Source organism: Nocardiopsis sp. EMB25 (assembly GCF_026797795.1).
In the GTDB taxonomy this organism is placed as follows: domain Bacteria; phylum Actinomycetota; class Actinomycetes; order Streptosporangiales; family Streptosporangiaceae; genus Nocardiopsis; species Nocardiopsis lucentensis.
The window spans coordinates 5,925,042-5,944,853 of record NZ_JAMTDN010000001.1; the positions used below are offsets into that span (position 1 = coordinate 5,925,042).

The 19,812-nt window shown below is 71.6% G+C and carries 17 protein-coding genes; 14 read left to right on the top strand and 3 right to left on the bottom strand.

The genetic code is table 11. The features are described from left to right. Positions 1-23: 23 nt before the first annotated feature. The 12 genes from KIK06_RS26365 (at position 24) to KIK06_RS26420 (ending at position 15,286) form a co-directional block, all read left to right on the top strand. Positions 24-1,319: an NADH-quinone oxidoreductase subunit D gene (locus tag KIK06_RS26365; protein ID WP_017601062.1), complete on the top strand. Its 1,296-nt coding sequence runs from the start codon at positions 24-26 to the stop codon at positions 1,317-1,319. Then, on the top strand, positions 1,316-2,056 hold the full coding sequence (nuoE, locus tag KIK06_RS26370; RefSeq protein ID WP_017601061.1) for an NADH-quinone oxidoreductase subunit NuoE: 741 nt from the start codon (positions 1,316-1,318) through the stop codon (positions 2,054-2,056). Before KIK06_RS26365 ends, nuoE begins: the two co-directional genes overlap by 4 nt. After that, positions 2,053-3,384 (top strand): NADH-quinone oxidoreductase subunit NuoF, encoded by a 1,332-nt coding sequence (gene nuoF, locus KIK06_RS26375; protein WP_268645537.1) that lies wholly within the window; start codon positions 2,053-2,055, stop codon positions 3,382-3,384. Before nuoE ends, nuoF begins: the two co-directional genes overlap by 4 nt. Next, positions 3,381-5,840: an NADH-quinone oxidoreductase subunit G gene (locus KIK06_RS26380; protein ID WP_268645538.1), complete on the top strand. Its 2,460-nt coding sequence runs from the start codon at positions 3,381-3,383 to the stop codon at positions 5,838-5,840. Before nuoF ends, KIK06_RS26380 begins: the two co-directional genes overlap by 4 nt. Next, entirely contained in the window at positions 5,837-7,207 is a 1,371-nt protein-coding gene (nuoH, locus tag KIK06_RS26385; protein ID WP_017601058.1) for an NADH-quinone oxidoreductase subunit NuoH, read from the top strand. The genes KIK06_RS26380 and nuoH overlap by 4 nt, the downstream gene beginning before the upstream one ends. Then, positions 7,200-7,739 carry an NADH-quinone oxidoreductase subunit NuoI gene (gene nuoI, locus KIK06_RS26390; RefSeq protein ID WP_268645539.1) on the top strand — a complete coding sequence of 180 codons (540 nt, stop codon included), beginning with the start codon at positions 7,200-7,202 and terminating at the stop codon, positions 7,737-7,739. The genes nuoH and nuoI overlap by 8 nt, the downstream gene beginning before the upstream one ends. Then, the gene (locus tag KIK06_RS26395; protein ID WP_017601056.1) at positions 7,736-8,695 is read left to right on the top strand and encodes an NADH-quinone oxidoreductase subunit J; all 960 of its coding nucleotides are present in this window, start codon (positions 7,736-7,738) and stop codon (positions 8,693-8,695) included. The genes nuoI and KIK06_RS26395 overlap by 4 nt, the downstream gene beginning before the upstream one ends. Beyond that, entirely contained in the window at positions 8,683-8,982 is a 300-nt protein-coding gene (gene nuoK, locus KIK06_RS26400) for an NADH-quinone oxidoreductase subunit NuoK (protein WP_017601055.1), read from the top strand. The genes KIK06_RS26395 and nuoK overlap by 13 nt, the downstream gene beginning before the upstream one ends. Before the next feature lie 14 nt (positions 8,983-8,996). Next, entirely contained in the window at positions 8,997-10,940 is a 1,944-nt protein-coding gene (gene nuoL, locus KIK06_RS26405; RefSeq protein WP_268645540.1) for an NADH-quinone oxidoreductase subunit L, read from the top strand. Between the two features lie 4 nt (positions 10,941-10,944). Then, positions 10,945-12,480 carry an NADH-quinone oxidoreductase subunit M gene (locus KIK06_RS26410; protein ID WP_268645541.1) on the top strand — a complete coding sequence of 512 codons (1,536 nt, stop codon included), beginning with the start codon at positions 10,945-10,947 and terminating at the stop codon, positions 12,478-12,480. After that, positions 12,477-14,141, top strand: coding sequence for an NADH-quinone oxidoreductase subunit NuoN (nuoN, locus tag KIK06_RS26415; RefSeq protein ID WP_017601052.1), 1,665 nt, complete (start codon positions 12,477-12,479; stop codon positions 14,139-14,141). The genes KIK06_RS26410 and nuoN overlap by 4 nt, the downstream gene beginning before the upstream one ends. 140 nt (positions 14,142-14,281) lie before the next feature. Beyond that, positions 14,282-15,286 (top strand): polyprenyl synthetase family protein, encoded by a 1,005-nt coding sequence (locus tag KIK06_RS26420; RefSeq protein ID WP_017601051.1) that lies wholly within the window; start codon positions 14,282-14,284, stop codon positions 15,284-15,286. Between the two features lie 121 nt (positions 15,287-15,407). Here the strand turns inward: KIK06_RS26420 and KIK06_RS26425 are convergent, their stop codons facing one another. From KIK06_RS26425 to rarD, 3 genes are all read right to left on the bottom strand, one after another. Further along, positions 15,408-16,676: a hypothetical protein gene (locus tag KIK06_RS26425; RefSeq protein WP_017601050.1), complete on the bottom strand. Its 1,269-nt coding sequence runs from the start codon at positions 16,674-16,676 to the stop codon at positions 15,408-15,410. A gap of 214 nt (positions 16,677-16,890) precedes the next feature. Then, complete coding sequence (locus KIK06_RS26430; protein ID WP_268645542.1) at positions 16,891-17,712, bottom strand: hypothetical protein; 822 nt, start codon at positions 17,710-17,712, stop codon at positions 16,891-16,893. 115 nt (positions 17,713-17,827) lie between these two features. Further along, the gene (gene rarD, locus KIK06_RS26435) at positions 17,828-18,757 is read right to left on the bottom strand and encodes an EamA family transporter RarD (RefSeq protein WP_268645543.1); all 930 of its coding nucleotides are present in this window, start codon (positions 18,755-18,757) and stop codon (positions 17,828-17,830) included. Between the two features lie 99 nt (positions 18,758-18,856). On the opposite strand from rarD, the gene msrA reads away from it, so the two are divergent. After that, positions 18,857-19,522 (top strand): peptide-methionine (S)-S-oxide reductase MsrA, encoded by a 666-nt coding sequence (gene msrA / locus KIK06_RS26440; RefSeq protein WP_268645544.1) that lies wholly within the window; start codon positions 18,857-18,859, stop codon positions 19,520-19,522. Then, positions 19,489-19,803 (top strand): hypothetical protein, encoded by a 315-nt coding sequence (locus KIK06_RS26445; RefSeq protein ID WP_268645545.1) that lies wholly within the window; start codon positions 19,489-19,491, stop codon positions 19,801-19,803. Before msrA ends, KIK06_RS26445 begins: the two co-directional genes overlap by 34 nt. Positions 19,804-19,812 lie beyond the last annotated feature (9 nt).

A 19,812-nucleotide genomic window follows, 5' to 3' on the forward strand; every position in this document is an offset into this window, starting at 1 on the left:
TTCGGCCAGAAGGGAGGCCCGGCGTGACCGTCACCGAGGACTACATCGACGCCTCCGGCGGGGACTGGGACGAGGTCATCGAGAGGGCGCAGGCCACGAGCGCCGAACGCCTCGTCGTCAACATGGGGCCCCAGCATCCCTCCACACACGGCGTCCTCCGCCTGATCCTCACCCTCGACGGTGAGACCTGCACCGAGGCACGCGTCGGTATCGGCTACCTGCACACCGGTATCGAGAAGAACATGGAATACCGGACGTGGACCCAGGGGACCACGTTCGTGACCCGCATGGACTACCTGACGCCGCTGTTCAACGAGACGGCGTACTGCCTGGCCGTCGAACGGCTGCTCGACGTCACCGACCGGATCCCCGAGCGGGCCGAGGTCATCCGCGTCCTGGTCATGGAGCTCAACCGGATCGCGTCGCACTTCGTCGCGATGGCCACGTTCGGCATGGAGCTCGGCGCGACCACGGTCATGACCAACGGCTTCCGCGAGCGCGAGATGGTCCTGGACATCCTGGAGCTCATCACGGGTCTGCGGATGAACCACGCCTACGTGCGCCCCGGCGGTGTGGCCCAGGACCTGCCGCCCGGCGCGGTCGGCAAGATCCGCGAGCTCCTCAAGGAGATGCCCAAGCGCATCCAGACCATGCGCAAGCTCCTCGACGAGAATCCCGTCTACCTCGCCCGCACGAGGGACGTGGCCTACCTCAACCTCCCCGGCTGCATGGCGCTGGGCGTCACCGGACCGCTGCTGCGCGCCTCCGGACTGGCCTGGGACCTGCGCAAGGCCAAGCCCTACTGCGGTTACGAGAACTACGAGTTCGACGTCCCCGTCTCCGACGGCGGCGACGTCTACGCGCGCTACCGCGTCCGCATGGCCGAGATGACCGAGAGCCTCAAGATCATCGAGCAGTGCCTGGACAAGCTCCAGCCCGGTCCGGTGATGATCGAGGACGCCAAGATCGGCTGGCCCGCCAAGCTGGCGCTCGGCCCGGACGGGATGGGCAACTCGCCCGACCACATCGCGCACATCATGAGCGGCTCCATGGAGGCGCTCATCCACCACTTCAAGCTGGTCACCGAGGGCTTCCGGGTGCCCGCGGGCCAGGCGTACGCGGCCGTCGAGAGCGCCAAGGGCGAACTCGGGTGCCACGCGGTCAGCGACGGGGGCACCCGCCCCTACCGCGTGCACTTTCGCGACCCCTCGTTCACGCACCTCCAGGCCGTCGCCGCCATGTGCGAGGGCGGCACGGTGGCGGACGTCATCGCGGCCGTGGCCAGTATCGACCCGGTGATGGGAGGCGTGGACCGGTGACCGAGCACAGCACACCCGACGCCGGGGGCACCGCTCCCGACCGGTTCCCCGACGAGGTCGTCGCGCGACTGGAACAGGACGCCAAGGAGCTGATCAGCCGCTACCCGAAGGAGCGGTCCGCGCTCCTGCCGCTGCTGCACCTGGTGCAGGCCGAGGAGGGCCACGTCAGCCGGGCCGGGATGCGCTTCTGCGCCGACCAGCTCGGCATCACGCTGGCCGAGGTCAACGCGGTGGCCACCTTCTACACGATGTACCGCCGCCGGCCCGGCGGCGACTACCAGGTGGGTGTGTGCACCAACACCCTGTGCGCGGTGATGGGCGGGGACGAGATCTTCGCGACCCTCAAGGAGCACCTGGGCGTGGGCAACGCCGAGACCACCGAGGACGGCCGGGTCACGCTGGAGCACGTCGAGTGCAACGCGGCCTGCGACTTCGCGCCGGTCGTGATGGTCAACTGGGAGTTCTTCGACAACCAGACGCCCGAGAGCGCCACACAGCTGGTCGACGACCTGCGGCTGGGCAAGGACGTCGCGCCCACACGCGGCCCGTCGAGCCTGTGCACCTGGAAGCAGGCCTCACGCGTGCTGGCCGGGTTCGACGACGGCCGCGGAGGCGAGGGCGTCCAGGCGGCGGCCCCGTCCCTGGCCGGGCTGAAACTCGCCCGGCAGCGGGGATGGACGGCTCCCGACCCGGCGAACCTCCCCGCCCCGAACCAGGGTGAGGAGGAAGCCAAGTGACCACCCTGACCCCGATCCTGTCCGAGCACTGGGACCGACCGGACTCCTTCACCCTCGACGGTTACCGGGCCACCGGCGGTTACGCGGCCCTGCGCAAGGCGCTGGCCATGGAGCCCGACGCCATCGTCGACGCGGTCAAGCAGTCCGGGCTGCGCGGGCGCGGCGGCGCCGGGTTCCCCACCGGTATGAAGTGGGGCTTCCTCCCGCCGGACAACCCCAACCCGCGCTACCTGGTCGTCAACGCCGACGAGTCCGAGCCGGGCACCTGCAAGGACATCCCGCTGATGCTCGCCAACCCGCACGCGTTGGTCGAGGGCGTCGCGATCGCCTCCTACGCGATCAAATCCAGCCAGGCCTTCATCTACGTGCGCGGCGAGGTCGTCCACGTCATCCGACGCCTGCGCCGGGCCGTCGCCGAGGCCTACGACGCCGGACTGCTCGGCACGAACATCCTGGGCACCGGCTTCGACCTCGACGTGGTCGTCCACGCGGGCGCGGGCGCCTACATCTGCGGTGAGGAGACGGCGCTGCTCGACTCCCTGGAGGGCTACCGGGGCCAGCCCCGGCTCAAGCCGCCCTTCCCCGCCGTCGCCGGGCTCTACGCCTCGCCGACCGTGGTGAACAACGTCGAGTCCATCGCCAGCGTTCCGAGCATCGTCGCCAACGGCGCCGAGTGGTTCACCTCCATGGGCACGGAGAAGTCCGCCGGGTTCGGCTTCTTCTCCCTGTCCGGGCACGTGAGCAACCCCGGACAGTACGAGGCGCCGCTCGGGATCACCCTGCGCGAACTCCTCGACATGGCGGGCGGCGTCCGTCCCGGGCACCGGCTCAAGTTCTGGACGCCCGGCGGCTCGTCCACGCCGATCTTCACCGACGAGCACCTCGACACACCGCTCGACTTCGAGTCGGTGGGCGCCGCCGGGTCCATGCTCGGCACCCGCGCCCTCCAGATCTTCGACGAGACCACGTGCGTCGTCCGCGCGGTCGGCCGGTGGATCGCCTTCTACGCCCACGAGTCCTGCGGCAAGTGCACGCCCTGCCGGGAGGGCAACTTCTGGATGGTCCAGGTGCTGGACCGGCTGGAGAACGGCCAGGGTACCGAGGAGGACCTCGACAAGCTCCTCGACATCTGCGACAACCTGCTCGGCCGGTCCTTCTGCGCCCTCGGCGACGGCGCCACCAGCCCGGTCACCTCCTCCATCAAGTACTTCCGCCAGGAGTACATCGACCACGTGGAGAAGGGCGGCTGCCCCTTCGACCACTCCAGGGCCACCCTCTGGGGGGACCGGCCGACCTCGACCACCACGGAACGGGGAGGGAACCAGTGACCGTCACGTCCAACTCCTCCGGCGGGGCGGCGCCCGCACCGCCCCCGGAGGACCTGATCACCGTCACCATCGACGGGTTCCGGATCCAGGTGCCCAAGGGCACGCTGGTCATCCGCGCCGCGGAGCTGCTCGGGATCCAGATCCCCCGGTTCTGCGACCACCCGCTGCTCGACCCGGTCGGCGCCTGCCGCCAGTGCCTGGTGGAGATCCCCGACATGGGCAACGGTCGGGGGATGCCCAAGCCGCAGGCCTCCTGCACCATCACCGTCATGGACGGCATGGTGGTCAACACCCAGCTGACCTCCGAGGTGGCGGAGAAGGCCCAGCGCGGGATCATGGAGTTCCTCCTGATCAACCACCCGCTGGACTGCCCGGTCTGCGACAAGGGCGGCGAGTGCCCCCTCCAGAACCAGGCCATGTCCAACGGGCGCGGGGAGACGCGCTTCGTCGACGTCAAGCGCACCTTCCCCAAGCCGATCGCGCTGTCCAGCCAGGTGCTGCTCGACCGGGAGCGCTGCATCCAGTGCGCCCGCTGCACCCGCTTCGCCGCCCAGATCGCCGGGGACCCGCTCATCGAGCTCATGGAGCGCGGCGCGCAGGAGCAGGTCGGCATCGCCGAGGGAGAGGCGTTCGACTCCTACTTCTCCGGCAACACCGTGCAGATCTGCCCGGTCGGCGCGCTCACCGGCGCCGCCTACCGGTTCCGGTCCCGCCCCTTCGACCTGGTGTCCACGCCCAGCGTGTGCGAGCACTGCGCGGGCGGCTGCGCCCAGCGCACCGACCACCGGCGCGGCAAGGTCACCCGACGCCTGGCCGGGGACGACCCGCAGGTCAACGAGGAGTGGAACTGCGACAAGGGCCGGTGGGCGTTCACCTACGCCACCCGGGCCGACCGCCTCACCCGCCCCCTCGTCCGCGACGAGGAGTCCCGCGCACTGGAGTTCGCCTCCTGGCCCGAAGCGGTCGACATCGCCGCCCGGGGCCTGGCCGCCGCGCGCGGCCGGGTCGGCGTCCTGACCGGCGGGCGGCTCACCTACGAGGACGCCTACGCCTACGCCAAGTTCGCCCGGGTCGCCCTGGGCACCAACGACGTCGACGCCCGGGCCCGCGCCCACTCCGACGAGGAGGCCGACTTCCTGGCCGCCCACGTCGCGGGCGCCCCGATCGGGGTCGACTTCACCGCCCTGGAGAAGGCCCCCGCCGTGCTCCTGGCCGGGATCGAGCCCGAGGACGAGTCCCCGAGCATGTTCCTCCGGCTGCGCAAGGGCGCCCGGAAGAACAAGGTCGCGGTCTTCTCCGTCGCCCCGCACGCCAGTCTCGGCCTGACCAAGACCGGCGGGCGGCTCGTCCGCGCGGTCCCCGGCGACGAGGGGCGCGTGCTCAACGCCCTGGAGACCGAGGACTCCGACGCCGCGACCGCCCTGCGCCAGGAGGGCGCGGTGATCGTCGCCGGTGAGCGGCTCGCCGCCGTCCCCGGCGCCCTGACCGCCGCCGCCGACCTGGCCGGGCGGACCGGGGCCCGTCTGGTGTGGGTGCCCCGCCGTGCGGGCGAGCGCGGCGCGGTCGACGCCGGAGCCCTGCCGGGCCTGCTGCCCGGGGGACGCCCGGTCACCGACCCGGCCGCCCGAGCCGAGGTGGCCCGGGCCTGGAACGTGGGCTCCCTGCCGGAGACCCCGGGCCGCGACACCGCCCGGATCATCGAGGCGGCCGCGGCCGGAGAGCTCGACGCCCTGCTCATCGCCGGGGTGGAGCTCGACGACCTGCCCGACCCCGACGCCGCCCGCGCCGCACTGGCCCGGGTGCCGTTCGTCGTCAGTCTCGAGCTTCGGGCCAGCGACGTCACCGACCGCGCCGACGTGGTGCTTCCCGTGGCCGCCGTCGCGGAGAAGTCCGGCACCTTCGTCAACTGGGAGGGCCGCCACCGGCCCTTCGGCGACGCGCTCAAGGTGCCCGGAGCCCTCTCCGACCTGCGGGTGCTCGCGGCGATCGCCGACGGCATGGACGTCCACCTCGGCCTGCCCGACGCCGCGACCGCCTACCGCGAGCTGCTCGAACTCGGCCTGTGGAGCGGCGAGCGCTCCGACGGCCCGTCGGTCCGCCCCGTACCGCCTCCCGAACCAGGGGCGGGGCAGGCGGTCCTGTCGACCTGGCGCCAGCTTCTCGGCACCGGCCGGATGGAGGACGGCGAGCCGTTCCTCGCCGGGACCGCCCGGGCGCCCCGCGCCTACCTGTCCAAGGCCACGGCCGACGAGGTCGGCGTCCCCGACGGCGGAGCGCTCCGCGTCACGGGAACCCGCGGCTCCGTGACCGTTCCCGCGATCGTCACCGACATCGCCGACCGGGTCGTCTGGCTGCCCGCCAACGCCCACGGCTGCGACGTCCCGCGTGATCTCGCGGGTGGCGCGGGCGAGACGGTCATCCTGGCCACCGCCAACGACTCCGGGAGGAACCAGTGACCTCCGCCGCCCTCGACCCGCGCGCGGTCCAGCTGGCCTCGGAGGCCAGTCTGGACGCGTTCGGCCAGGACCCCTGGTGGATCACCACGATCAAGGCCCTGGCGATCTTCGTCTTCCTCATGCTGTGCGTGCTGATGATGATCATGGCCGACCGCAAGGTCATGGGTCGGATGCAGCAGCGCCACGGCCCCAACCGGATGGGGCCCTTCGGGCTGCTCCAGTCCCTGTTCGACGGGATCAAGCTCTCCCTCAAGGAGGACCTGATCCCGCGCGGGGTGGACCGGTTCGTCTACATCGCCGCGCCGATGATCGCGGCCGTGCCCGCCTTCATCGCCTTCTCCGTCATCCCGATCGGTCCCGAGGTGAACCTGTTCGGCGTCCTCACGCCGCTCCAGCTCACCGACCTGCCGATCGCCGCCCTGGTGGTCCTGGCCACCGCGGCCCTGGGCGTGTACGGGTTCGTGCTCGGCGGCTGGGCCTCGCAGTCCCCCTACGCCCTGCTCGGTGGTCTGCGGGCGTCGGCGCAGGTGATCAGCTATGAGATCGCCATGGGCATGTCCTTCGTGGCGGTCTTCATCATGTCCGGGACGCTCACCACGTCCGGGATCGTCGAGTCCCAACGCGGCCTGTGGTTCGCGGTGCTGCTCCTGCCGTCGTTCCTGGTCTACCTGGTGACGATGGTCGGCGAGACCAACCGCCTCCCGTTCGACCTCGCCGAGGGCGAGGGCGAGATCGTCGGCGGCTTCATGACCGAGTACGGGTCCATGAAGTTCACGATGTTCTTCCTCGCCGAGTACGTGAACATGTGCACGGTCGCGGCGGTGTCCGTGACGCTCTTCCTCGGCGGCTGGCTCGCCCCGCCCGGGGTCGAGGCCGTCCTGCCCGGCGCCAACGAGGGCTGGTGGCCCGCCCTGTGGTGGCTGCTCAAGTTCGTGTGCGTGATGTTCCTGTTCATCTGGGCGCGCGGCAGCCTGCCCCGGGTCCGCTACGACCAGCTGATGAAGTTCGGCTGGAAGGTGCTCATCCCGGTCCAGCTCGTGTGGATCACCGCGGTCGCCGTCGTGCGGATGCTCGTCCTCGAGGGCGCCTCCCCGGTGGTCGTCGGCGTCGTCGTGGCGGCGTTCACCGCGGCCACGCTCGCCGCCTTCTGGGCCTGGGTGCGCTACGCGCGCCGGGAGCGCGCGATCGCGGCCCGGGAGCGGGCGGAGAACGCGCGCCGTTCCCACGAGGACCCGTCCTTCGGCGGGTTCCCGGTTCCCCCGAGCACCGCCGCGCACTACGGCACCAGCGTGCTCGCCGAACCCCCGCGGACGGCCACGGCCGCCGCCGGACGCAACGACAAGCGTGAGGAGGTCAGCGGTGCTTGAGTGGCTCAACCCGGTCAAGGGTTTCGGCGTCACCTTCCACACCATGTTCACCAAGGTGCCGACGGTCGAGTACCCGGAGGTCAAGCGCCCCACGGCGCCACGCTTCCACGGTCGGCACCAGCTGAACAGGTGGGCCGACGGCCTGGAGAAGTGCATCGGGTGCGAACTGTGCGCCTGGGCCTGCCCGGCCGACGCCATCTACGTGGAGGCCGGTGACAACAGCGAGGACGAGCGGTACTCGCCCGGTGAGCGGTACGGGCGCGTCTACCAGATCAACTACCTGCGCTGCATCCTGTGCGGGCTGTGCGTGGAGGCCTGCCCGACCCGCGCGCTGACCATGACCAACGAGTACGAGCTGGCCGACGACAGCAGGCAGAGCCTGATCTGGACGAAGGAACAGCTGCTCGCCCCGCTGAAGGAGGGCATGGAGGCCCCGCCGCACCCGATGCGGCTCGGCGAGACCGAGGAGGACTACTACGCGACCGGTCGCGGCCAGCACGGGTCGCAGGAGACGACGGAGGCGGTACGTTGACCCCCGCCACCGTCGCCGCCTCGTCGGCTCCCGCGCTCGCGGCCCCCATCGGCGGCGGGGAGGCCGGCGCCTTCTGGGTCCTGGGCACCCTGGTCGTCCTGGGCGCCCTGGGCGTGGTCTTCTCCCGCAAGGCCGTCCACTCGGCCATGTCGATGGCCCTGGCCATGGTCGGCCTGGCCGTCTTCTACGGCATCAACGAGGCGCCGTTCCTCATGGTCGTCCAGATCGTCGTCTACACCGGCGCGGTCCTGATGCTGTTCCTGTTCGTGCTCATGCTCATCGGCGTCAGCTCGGCCGACTCGCTCACCGAGACGCTCGGCGGACAGCGGGTCCTGACCGCCGTCGTCGCGCTGTGCTTCGTCGGTGCCCTGGCCACCGGGATCACCCGCATCGTCGTGGGCGACCCGGTCGGCATCGCCGGGGGAGCGGCCGTCGCCGGGGGCAGCATCCCGTGGATCGCCAATGAGCTGCTGCTGCGCTACGTGGTCGCCTTCGAGGCCACCGGGGCGCTGCTCATCACCGCGGTTCTGGGCGCACTGGTCCTGGCGCACACCGCCCGGACGAAGAAGCGCCGCACCCAGCGGGAGATCTCCGAGGACCGGATCCGCGGCGACCACCCCACGCCGCTGCCCGGCCCCGGGACCTACGCCCGGCACAACGCGATCGACATGCCCGCGCTGCTGCCGGACGGCACGGTCTCCCAGCTCTCCCTCAACCCCGTCCTCGCCGCGCGCGACCCGGAGCTCCAGTCGGGCGTGCCGAGCGACGTCCGGGCGGGGCGTCCGCCGCTCCCGGGAGGGGCGTCGGACTCGGCCCACTCCAAGGAGGGTGAGCCGACGGAGAACCGCGCCAACGGTTCCGCGCCCGCCTCCGGCGGCTCGGCCGGTCCCGAGGACGAGGCGGACGGCGACCACAACGGCAACGGGCAGGAGGTCGAGTCCTCGTGGACCCGATGAACTACATCGTCCTGGCGGCGCTGATCTTCACCATCGGCGCCGTCGGAGTGCTCGTCAGGCGCAACGCGATCATCGTCTTCATGTGCGTGGAGCTCATGCTCAACGCCTGCAACCTGGCGTTCGTCGCGTTCGCCCGGATGCACGGGGACATCGAAGGGCAGGTCATCGCCTTCTTCGTGATGGTCGTCGCCGCCGCCGAGGTGGTCGTCGGACTGGCGATCATCATGCAGATCTTCCGAACCCGCAGGTCGGCGTCGCTCGATGACGCCAACCTGCTCAAGCACTAGAAGGCGACGTGGCAGTGACATCTCACGCATACCTCGCCGCCGAACCCGCGGTGGCGGCCGCCGCCGACAGCTCGGTGCTGTCGTACGCCTGGCTGCTGATCGCCCTGCCCCTGGCGGGTGCGGCGATCCTCCTGCTGGGCGGGCGGCGCACCAACGCCTGGGGGCACTGGCTGGCCGTGGCCCTGCCGGTGGCGTCCTTCGCCTGGGCGGTCCTCATCCTGTTCGACCTGCTCGGCCGGGCCGCCGACGCCCGGGCCGTCTCGGTCCCGGTGTACGAGTGGTTCGCCACGGGTGGCGTCTCCGCGCGGGTCAACCTGCTGGTCGACCCCCTGTCGATCACATTCGTCCTACTGATCACGTTCGTCGGCTCGCTGATCCACATCTACTCGGTCGGCTACATGGCCGAGGATCCCGACCGGCGGCGGTTCTTCGCCTACCTCAACCTGTTCGTGTCCGCCATGCTCGTGCTGGTGCTCGCGGACAACTTCGTGCTGCTCTTCCTCGGCTGGGAGGGCGTGGGCCTGGCGTCCTACCTGCTCATCGGGTTCTGGCAGTACAAGCCGAGCGCGGCCACCGCGGCCAAGAAGGCGTTCCTGATCAACCGGGTCGGCGACATCGGCCTGCTCGTGGCGATCATGATCATGTACACCACCCTGGGCGCGGTCGGCTTCAGCGACGTGTTCGCCCAGGTGCCCGGGGTGAGCGACGGTCTGCTGCTCGCGATCGGCCTCCTGCTGCTGCTGGGCGCGTGCGGCAAGTCCGCGCAGCTTCCGCTCCAGGCGTGGCTGCTCGACGCGATGGAGGGCCCGACCCCGGTGTCGGCGCTCATCCACGCGGCGACCATGGTCACCGCCGGTGTGTACCTGGTGGTGCGCGCCGGTCCGATCTTCGAGGGCGCGCCCGTCGCCCAGACCGCCGTCGCGGTGGTCGGCGCCGCGACGATGATCGCGGGCGGGATCATCGCCTCGGCCAAGGACGACATCAAGAAGTCCCTGGCCGGGTCGACGATGAGCCAGATCGGGATGATGGTCCTGGCCGCGGGGCTCGGCCCGGTCGGCTACGTGGCCGCCATCGCCCACCTGGTCACGCACGGCTTCTTCAAGGCCGGGCTGTTCCTGGGCGCCGGGTCGGTCATGCACGCCATGAACGACGGCGTGGACATGCGCCGGTACGGCGGCCTCGCCAGGCTCATGCCGGTCACCTTCGCCACGTTCGGCCTGGGCTACCTCGCCATCATCGGCGTCCCGTTCCTGTCCGGCTGGTGGACCAAGGAGAGCATCATCTCCGCCGCCTTCGACCTGGGCGGGACGGAGGGCATGGTGCTCGGCACGGCGGTCATCGTCGGCGCCGGCCTCACCGCCTTCTACATGTCGCGGATGGTCTTCATGACCTTCCTCGGAGAGAAGAGGTGGGACGAGGGTGTGCACCCGCACGAGTCCCCGGGCGTGATGACCGCGCCGATGGTCGTGCTGGCGATCGGTTCCACCGCGCTGGGCGCGTTCCTGATGTTCGGCGACCGGTTCGCGGGCTTCCTCGCCCCGGCCGTGGCCGCCGAGCCGCACCACTTCGACGTGGCGCACGCCTTCACCTCGCCCTACGGTCTGGCGGCCCTGGGCGTCCTGGTGCTCGGCGTGGCGGCGGCCTGGGCGGTGTACCTGCGCACACCGGTCGCGCGGACCGCTCCCGCCGGGAACTTCGTCACCGTCGCGGCCAGCAAGGAGCTGTACGGCAACGAGATCAACGAGGGGCTGTTCATGAGGCCCGGACAGGTCCTCACCAAGGCCATGGTCGTGGTCGAGGACAAGGTCATCGACGCGGCGGTGGACGGGCTCGGCATGGGCGTGCGCGACTCCTCCAGGGAGCTGGGCCGGTCCCAGACCGGGTTCGCCCGCACGTACGCGCTCACCATGCTCTTCGGCGCCGTGATCGTCGCCGCGACGCTGGTTGTGAGGTTGTAGACACATGATCCCCTGGCTCACCATCGCGATCGCGCTCCCCGCGGTCGGCGCGGTCGTCCTGTGGGCGACCCCGCGCGGCTCGGCCGAGGCCGCCAAACGGATCGCCCTGGGCTTCTCCCTGGGCACGCTGCTCGTGGTCGCGGCGATGGCGTTGCGTTTCGACGTCTCCGCGGCGGGGCGCCTCCAGTTCGAGGAGGTGTACCCGTGGATCCCCTACTTCGGGGTCCACTACGCGGTCGGCGTCGACGGCGTCGCGCTCGCGCTCATCCTGATGTCGGCGGTGCTCGTGCCGCTGGTCGTCCTGGCCGCCTGGAACGAACACGACGACCGGGAGGACGGCGGGCGCGCCTACCTCGCCCTCGTCCTGGTACTGGAGGCGATGATGGTCGGCGTCTTCGCCGCCACCGACGTCTTCCTGTTCTACGTCTTCTTCGAGGCGATGCTCATCCCGGTCTACTTCATGATCGGGCGGTACGGACGCGGCGGCGAGCGGTCGCGCGCGGCCGTGAAGTTCCTGCTGTACAGCCTCGCGGGCGGCCTGATCATGCTGGTCGCGGTGATCGGCGTGTACGTGTACGGCGACACCTTCCTGTGGACCGACCTGGTCGCGGACGGCAGTCCGCTGCGCGCGGTCTCGCCCGAGGTCGCGCGGTGGCTCTTCCTCGGCTTCTTCATCGCCTTCGCGATCAAGGCGCCGATGTGGCCCGTGCACACCTGGCTGCCGTCGGCGGCCGGGGCCTCGCGGCCCGGCACGGCGGTCCTGCTGGTCGGCGTGCTGGACAAGGTCGGCACCTACGGGATGCTCCGGTACTGCCTGGAGCTGTTCCCCGGGGCGACCTCGTGGTTCGTGTGGCCGGTGGTCGGACTGAGCCTGGTGAGCATCGTCTACGGCGCGGTCCTCGCCATCGGCCAGACCGACATGATGCGACTGGTCGCCTACACGTCCGTGTCCCACTTCGGCTTCATCACCCTGGGCATCTTCGCCCTGACCCAGGAGGGGCAGGCGGGCGCGACCCTGTACATGGTCAACCACGGATTCGCGACGGGCGCGCTGTTCCTCATCGTGGGCTTCCTCATCGCCCGCCGCGGCTCGGCGCTCATCGCCGACTACGGCGGCGTGCAGAAGATCGCCCCGAAGCTGGCCGGGACCTTCCTGGTCGTGGGCCTGGCCGGGCTCGCGCTGCCCGGGCTCGCCCCGTTCGTCAGCGAGTTCCTGGTGTTCGTCGGGGTGTACGAGTTCAACGCGGTCCCGGCGGTCCTGGCCACGGCCGGCGTCGTCCTGGCCGCGCTCTACATCCTGTGGATGTACCAGCGCACCATGACCGGCCCGGTCCCGGAGAAGCTGTCCGGGCTGCGCGACCTGTCCGGCCGTGAGGCCTGGGCGATCAGCCCGCTGGTCGCCCTCATCATCGCGTTCGGCGTCTACCCGCAGCCGCTGCTGGACGTGATCAACCCCGCCGTCGAACGCACCGTCGACGAGGACGCCTCCGAGGTCGGCGCGGTCGCCGACGGCGGCGCACAGGAAGGAGACGAGGAGTGATCCCCCTCATCCCCGCCGAGGCGGTGGAGCCGACGCTCCCCGGACTCACCGAGGCGGCACCGGAACTGGACTGGTGGCTGTTCGCGCCGCTGCTGACCGTGTTCGCGGCGGGCGTGCTCGCCGTGCTGTTCGAGGCGTTCGTGCCGAACGGGCGGCGCCGGGGGCTCCAGCTCGGGCTCGCCGTCGCCGCCCTGCTCGCCACGTTCGTCCTGCTGCTCGTCCAGATGGGCACCGTCCCGGAGGAGGGCGCGCTGCTGGCGGCCGGGGTGCTGGCCGTGGACCGGACGGTCCTGTTCTTCCAGGGCACGATCACGGTCCTGGCACTGGTCAGCCTCATGCTGATCGCCGAGCGCAGGCACGGCCGCGACGCCTTCGCGGCGCAGGCGGCCACGGTGCCCGGCAGCGAGGAGGAGCGCGCCCACATCATGGCGGGCTCCCAGCACACCGAGGTCTACCCGCTGGTGCTGTTCGCGGTGCTGGGGATGCTCATGTTCCCGGCGTCCAACGACTTCCTCACCATGTTCATCGCCCTGGAGGTGATGAGCCTGCCGCTGTACCTGATGTGCGGGCTGGCCCGCCGTCGCCGCCTCTTCTCGCAGGAGGCCGCGGTCAAGTACTTCCTGCTGGGCGCGTTCGCGTCGGCGTTCTTCCTGTTCGGCATCGCGATGGTCTACGGGTACGCGGGCTCGGTGAACTTCGCCGACGTGCGCGCCGCCGTCGAGAGCGGGGGCGCGGCGATCTTCGAGGGCGGCGACGGCGAGCCGCTGCTGCTCATGGGGATCGGTCTGGTCGCGGTCGGCCTGCTGTTCAAGGTCGGCGCGGTGCCCTTCCACAACTGGAAGCCGGACGTCTACCAGGGCGCCCCGACGCCGATCACCGCGCTCATGGCCTCGTGCACGCTGGTCGCCGCGTTCGGCGCGCTGCTGCGGGTGTTCTTCGTCCCGTTCGGCGGTTCGGCGGACGTGTGGGAACCCATGCTGTGGACGGTGGCCATTCTCACGATGGTCGCCGCGGCGGTCATCGCGGTGACACAGCGCGACGTCAAGCGGCTGCTCGCCTACTCGTCGGTGGTCCACGCCGGGTTCGTGCTCACCGCGGTCGTCGCCAACAGCGTCGAGGGGCTCGCGGGCGCCATGTTCTACCTGGCCGCCTACGGGTTCACCACGTTGGGCGCCTTCGCGGTGGTGACGCTGGTGCGCACCCGCGACGGCGGACAGGAACTCGGCGACCTCGACCGCTGGGCGGGGCTGGGGCGGCGCTCCCCGGCACTGGCCGGGTCGTTGGGCCTGTTCCTGCTCGCCTTCGCGGGGATCCCGCTCACGAGCGGGTTCATCGGCAAGTTCGCCGTGTTCGAGGCCGCCCTGGCCGCGGGCGCGGCGCCGCTCGTGGTCGTGGGTGTCCTCAGCAGCGCCGTCACCGCGTTCTTCTACGTCCGCATCATCGTCGTGATGTTCTTCCGGGACCCGGAGGGCGAGGGGCCGACCGTCGCTCCGGCCGGGGTGCTCACGGGCGGGGTGATCGCCCTGGGGGTGGCCGCCACGTTGCTGCTGGGCGTCCTCCCGGGGCCGCTGCTGGAGAATCTCCTGCCGGCCACGGAACCGGGTTCGCAGCCCGCCTCGGTGACGGTGTACCAGGTCACAGCGGATATCGGCACCGAGTGATCGGCTACCCGGGTGTGGCTTTGGCTCTTCAATCCGGGTCGGATACCGTGGCAAGTCGGATCATGTTCATGTGCTGAGCGCGCGGTGGGGTCCTCCTCGGAGGACCGCCCGCGCGCCCTCTCGACAGGTGGAGCTTTACGGTGAGCGGTGCTGTCCCGAGCGGGTTTCTCGCTCTGCCGAGAGTCGACCCCACACTCGCCCGGGAGATCCAGGCCGGCCTCGACGAGGTCGAGGACCTGCTCAGGTCCACGGTGGAGTCCAGCAACCCCATGCTGACGGAGGCCGCCTCCCACCTGATCACCGCGGGGGGCAAGCGGTTCCGCGCCACGCTCGTACTGCTCGCCGCCCGCTTCGGGGACCCGTCGGTGCCCGACCTCATCCCGGCCGCCGCCGTGGTGGAGCTGACCCACATGGCGACGCTGTACCACGACGACGTCATGGACGAGGCCGAACTGCGGCGCGGCGAGCCCAGCGCCAACCAGCGCTGGGGCAACAACATCGCCATCCTCACCGGCGACTACGTGTTCGCCAAGGCCTCGGAGCTGCTCGCCGACCTGGGCGCCGAGGCGGTCCGGTTGCAGGCGGTCACGTTCGGACGCCTCGTCCAGGGGCAGATCCTGGAGACGTCCGGTCCGCCGGAGGGCACCGATCCGCTGGACCACTACCTCCAGGTGATCAGTGACAAGACCGCGTCGCTCATCGCGTCCTCGGCCGAGTTCGGCGGCATGTTCGGCAAGGTCGACCCGGAGACCGTGGGTACGCTCACCCGCGCCAGCGACGCGATCGGGATGGCCTTCCAGATCTCCGACGACCTGCTCGACGTCGCCAGTGAGACCGCCGACTCCGGAAAGACCCCCGGAACGGACCTGAGGGAGGGTGTGCTCACCCTGCCGATGTTCTACGCGCTGCGCTCGACCGCACCGGAGGACGAGCGGCTGCGGTCGCTGCTGGGCCGCCCGCTGGGCGACGAGGAGGCCGAGGAGGCCCTCACCCTGCTGCGCCGGCACCCGGCGATGGGCGAGGCCGAGGCGACGCTGCGCCGCTGGGCCGATCTGGCGCGGTCCGAGCTGGCCACGCTGCCCGAGGGGCCGGCCCGCGACGCCTTCGAGTCCCTGTGCGACTACGTGGTGCGTCGCTCCGGCTGAGCAGCGCCTCTCTCGTCCTCCGCCTCGCTTCGGTCCGCCCGTCGCCCGGGCCGGACACGGAACGCGCGACGGCCCCGCCGCCCGGACCGGGCGGCGGGGCCGTCGTCGTCTCCGGGGAAGGTCAGGCCACGACCGGAAGGGCCTCGTGGCCGGGCAGTTCGGTGAAGGTCGGGTGGTGGGTGAGGCCGTCGTCCTGGGCGGGGGCCTGGGCGGGGCCGCCGCCCTCGATCGAGACCAGGTCGCTGGTGTCGAGGTCCTCCAGCACGGAGGGACCCTGGCTCAGCGCGTCGACCAGGTCCTCGGCGGTCCGGGTGTCGACGCCCTCGGCCACGCGGGGCAGCCCGCCCTCGGTCACCTCGGGCAGAGACCCGGTCAGGTCGTCCAGCCCACTCCCGGCGGGGGCGCTCTGGGCGACGGTCATGGTCAGGGGCTCCTCCATGTTGCGCTGGCCCACCAGACCGAGGACCTCACCCTCACCGAGGTTGACGTAGTTGTCGTCGGTGACCGGGTTGGACTCCACGAGGTCCTGGGCCTGCTTCGGGGTCTCCAGTCCGAAGACGTAGGCCATGTCCCAGATGTTCGGGACGGCGGGGGCGGCCGAACTCTGGTGGACGGTGCCGGTGTCCCCGGCCAGCGGCAGGTCCGCCACATCGCTGAGGGCCAGCGAGTTGTCGCCGGTCAGGTCGGTCAGGTTCGTGGCCTCGGGCAGCCCGGAGCCCTCGGCGAGCGGCAGCTGGGCTCCCTCGGTCAGGCCGGACAGCTCGGAGGGGTGGGCCAGGCGGGTCAGCTCGGAGGGCGCGGGGACGTCCAGTTCGTCCTTGAGGCCGTGCGCGGCCTGGACGGTGTGCGGCAGCACCTGGCCCGCGGACCCCTCGACCCGACCGCCCGCGTCGCTCGCCGTGTCCTCGACCAGTCCGCCGAGGTCCTCCAGGGAGTCCCCGGCGCCCGTGGCGGACTCGGTCACGGTGTCACCGGCCGAGTGGCCGATCGTGTGGTGCGGGTCGCCGTCGAGGCCGGTGGCGTCCTGAGTCTCGGCGACGGCCTCGCCCACGGCCGGGAGCGGGCTGGCGACGTCGGCCACGGGGGTGACCAGGCGGCCGGACTCGGGCAGCGGAGCGGACAGGTCGGGGGCGGGCTTGTTCGGGTCCTTCGCGGTCCGCTGGAGCTCCTGCAGCGCGGAGTCGGCGATCGGCACGGCGCCTTCGGGGGCCAGGCCGCGCATCGTCGGGGCGACGCCCTCGACGAGGGCCCGCTCGACGATGGGGGCGATCTCGTGGGTGGGGGACTCCAGCGCGTCGGCCCCGGCGATGCCCGCGCCCAAGGCGACGAAACCGGCCGTCCCGGCGGCGAGGACGAGGGTTCGTGCTGAGGTCCGCTTGACCTGCGTCATGGTTAACCTTCCAAAGCTCTGGTTCGTGGATACGGGGCGGCCGGTCGCGCGACGGGGGCGCGTGGGCCGGAGCCGGAGGAGCTGTGGACCACCGGCTGACGTGAATCACGTGAGCGAGCGCACGGGACTCAGGTCAGCTCCCAGAACGTGGGTGGGCGCGTGGGCCCGGGCTGGGATCGGTCCGGGGCACGGCGGGCGTGCCCGGGGACCGTCCCTAGTCGGGGGAGACCGTGGGGTCGTCGGCGGGGTCGACGGGCACGGCGTGGAGCCGGGCGTCGGCGGGGCGGGCGGGCACGGAGGCCGGGGCCGCCAGGGGCGTGGAGGTGAGGTACCCGGCGACGCCGGGGACGGGGAAGGAGCCGCCCGAGGTCGGCGCGGACCCCGCGGCCAGGTGGCCGCCGAGGCGCTCGGTGTCGCGCGGGTGCGTGACGGGGGCCTCCGCGGTGAGGTGCGGGGCGTGGTCGGCGGCCACCTCGGTGACGGGATGCCGCTGGGCGGGACCGGGAACGGGTACGGGCGCCGTCTCGGTGCCCTCGGCGTCCGGGACGGGGGGCTTCGCGCCCTCCTCGGCGGGGGCGGACTCCTCACGCGGGGCGCGTGCGGGGCTCTCCTCCGGGGCGGTGGTGAGCTCGGGCAGGAGGTCGGCCGCGGGCGCGTCCCACCGGTCGGGGCGGATCTCCTCGACGACGTGGCGGGCCCCGACACCCACCCCGCCGACGGCGCGGGCCGGCTCGGACAGGCCCTCCGCGGCCTCGGCGGTCCGCTCGGCGCGGTCCTCCAAACCCTGGTGGACGGTGCCGAGGGTGGCGGTGACCGGGTCGGTGACCTGGACGACCTCGCTCAGCCGCACGGTGTCGGACAAGGGCCGGGCGTCGTCGAGGGCGAGCCCGTCGGCGTGGGCCGGGGACGCGCCGAGCAGCCACAGCGTGGCGAGGAAGGCGCCGGCGAGCAGTGGCAACCACAGAAGCGAGGGCGCCAGCGCGCACGCGACCGAGACGGCGCGCGCCGCGCGTCCGCTTCGGCTGGTGGCAGGCATGGAGGGCCCTCCGCGACGGGTGCTGTGATCGGGACGGGGAGGCCCCGCCCGCGACCTGACGTTAGCACAGAGTCACCGAGGGTAGTTTCGGTTTGCCGGAACCAGGGAAACGGGATCAGTCGGCCGGCATGGTGGGTTCAGGGTCCCGTGCGCGGCCCTTCCGGCGGGCGGACCGGGCCGTGCGGATCTGGTCGTAGACGAACACCAGCACCGCCAGCCACACGAAGCCGAAACCGAGCCACCGGCTCGGCGGCATCTCCTCGTTCTGGATGAGCCAGCCGATGAGGAAGATCATCGAGGGCGCGATGTACTGGAGCATGCCGATGACGTTCAGCGGCACCCGCCGGGCGGCCACGCCGAACAGCAGCAGGGGGAGGGCGGTGACGAAGCCGCCGCCGACCAGCAGCGCCGTATGGCCGGGGGAGACGGAGAACATCGTGCCGTCCCCGGTCAGCTCCAGGTAGACGACGTAGCCGAGGGCGGGCGGGAACATGATGAGGGTCTCGACGGTGAGACTCTGCATGCCGTCGAGGTCGACGTACTTCTTGACCGCGCCGTAGGCCGCGAAGGACGACGCCATGAGCAGGGACAACCACGGGGCGGCGCCGTAGGCGACGGTCATGACCACGACGGCCAGGGCGCCCAGGCCGACCGCGACCCACTGGGTGGTGCGCAGGCGTTCGGAGAAGACGAGCACACCGAGGCAGACCGCCATCAACGGGTTGATGAAGTAGGCGAGCGAGGCCTGGAGGGTCTCCTGGATGGACACCGAGTAGATGAACCCCCACCAGTTGATCCCGATGAGGACGGCCCCGGCCGCGACCGGGAGGAGTCGGCGCGGGCTGCGCAGGAGGGGGAGCAACCAGCCCCAGCCGCGTCGGGCGAGGAGGAGGAAGACGCACATCGCGAGGAGGGACCACACCATGCGGTGGGCGAGGACCTCGCTGGGTTCGGAGGCGGAGAGGAAGGGCCAGTAGAGGGCCGCGAAGCCCCACAGGAGGAAGGCGCTCGCACCGATGGCGACGCCGCGGTTGGATTCGGGCACGACCCCCATCGTAGGACGAACCCATCTCCGTGTCCCGGGGGATTCTCCGACTGTGGACGGACCCGTGCGGTGCCGCCCCGCCGCGACTACCCTGGACGCATGTTCGGTTCGAAGACGACCATGGTCGATCCGGCGCGCGCCCTGCCCGGCCGGGACACCCCGATGCCGGTGCCCGCGCGGCACACCGTCCTGGGCACGCCGCTCACGCCGCCCTACCCGGAGGGGTACGAGGTCGCCGACGTGGCGATGGGCTGCTTCTGGGGCGCCGAACGGACGTTCTGGCGCCTGGGCGCGGAGCGGGGGGTGTTCACCACCGCCGTGGGTTACGCGGGCGGGTACACGCCCAACCCCACCTATGAGGAGGTGTGCTCGGGGCTGACCGGCCACACCGAGATGGTGCGCGTGGTCTTCGACCCCGAGCGGATCACCTACGCCGAGGTCCTCAAGGTGTTCTGGGAGGGCCACGACCCCACCCAGGGCATGCGCCAGGGCAACGACGTGGGCACGCAGTACCGGTCGGCGATCCTGTACCACGACGACGCCCAGCGCGCCGCGGCCGAGGCCACCCGGGACGCCTTCCAGCCGGTCCTCACCCGGGCCGGGTACGGGCCGATCACCACGCAGATCGCGCCGCTGCGGGCGTTCTACTTCGCCGAGGACTACCATCAGCAGTACCTGTCCGACGCCAAGAACCCCGGCGGCTACTGCGGGATCGGCGGAACGGGCGCGTCGTGTCCGATCGGCGTGGCCGGGGCGGAGTCCTGACCGAGCTGGAACTGCTGTGGGCCGAGCACCTCTCGGCCCCCTTCCCGGACCTCGGGTCGGTCGGGCGCGTGACGGACACCGAACTCCCGTACCTCGACGCCGCGGTGGCCGGTTTCGTCTCGTCCTACCTGGCCGACGGCCTCCTCGACGCGGCGGCCGTGGCCGGGATGGACCGGTGCCGCCACGAACTCCGGGCTGCCGTGGCCGCCCTCCGGGGAGAGGCGGCCGTCTCCTTCGGTCGCCTGCTGCGCATGACCGACCTCATCCTCGGGGACGACTGACGCGTGCGG

Excerpts from the sequence above, each read along its gene's own strand:
- KIK06_RS26410 (WP_268645541.1), top strand. The coding sequence starts at position 10,945 with ATGATCCCCTGGCTCACCATCGCGATCGCGCTCCCCGCGGTCGGCGCG.
- KIK06_RS26425 (WP_017601050.1), bottom strand. The coding sequence starts at position 16,676 with ATGACGCAGGTCAAGCGGACCTCAGCACGAACCCTCGTCCTCGCCGCC.
- KIK06_RS26430 (WP_268645542.1), bottom strand. The coding sequence starts at position 17,712 with ATGCCTGCCACCAGCCGAAGCGGACGCGCGGCGCGCGCCGTCTCGGTC.
- msrA (WP_268645544.1), top strand. The coding sequence starts at position 18,857 with ATGTTCGGTTCGAAGACGACCATGGTCGATCCGGCGCGCGCCCTGCCC.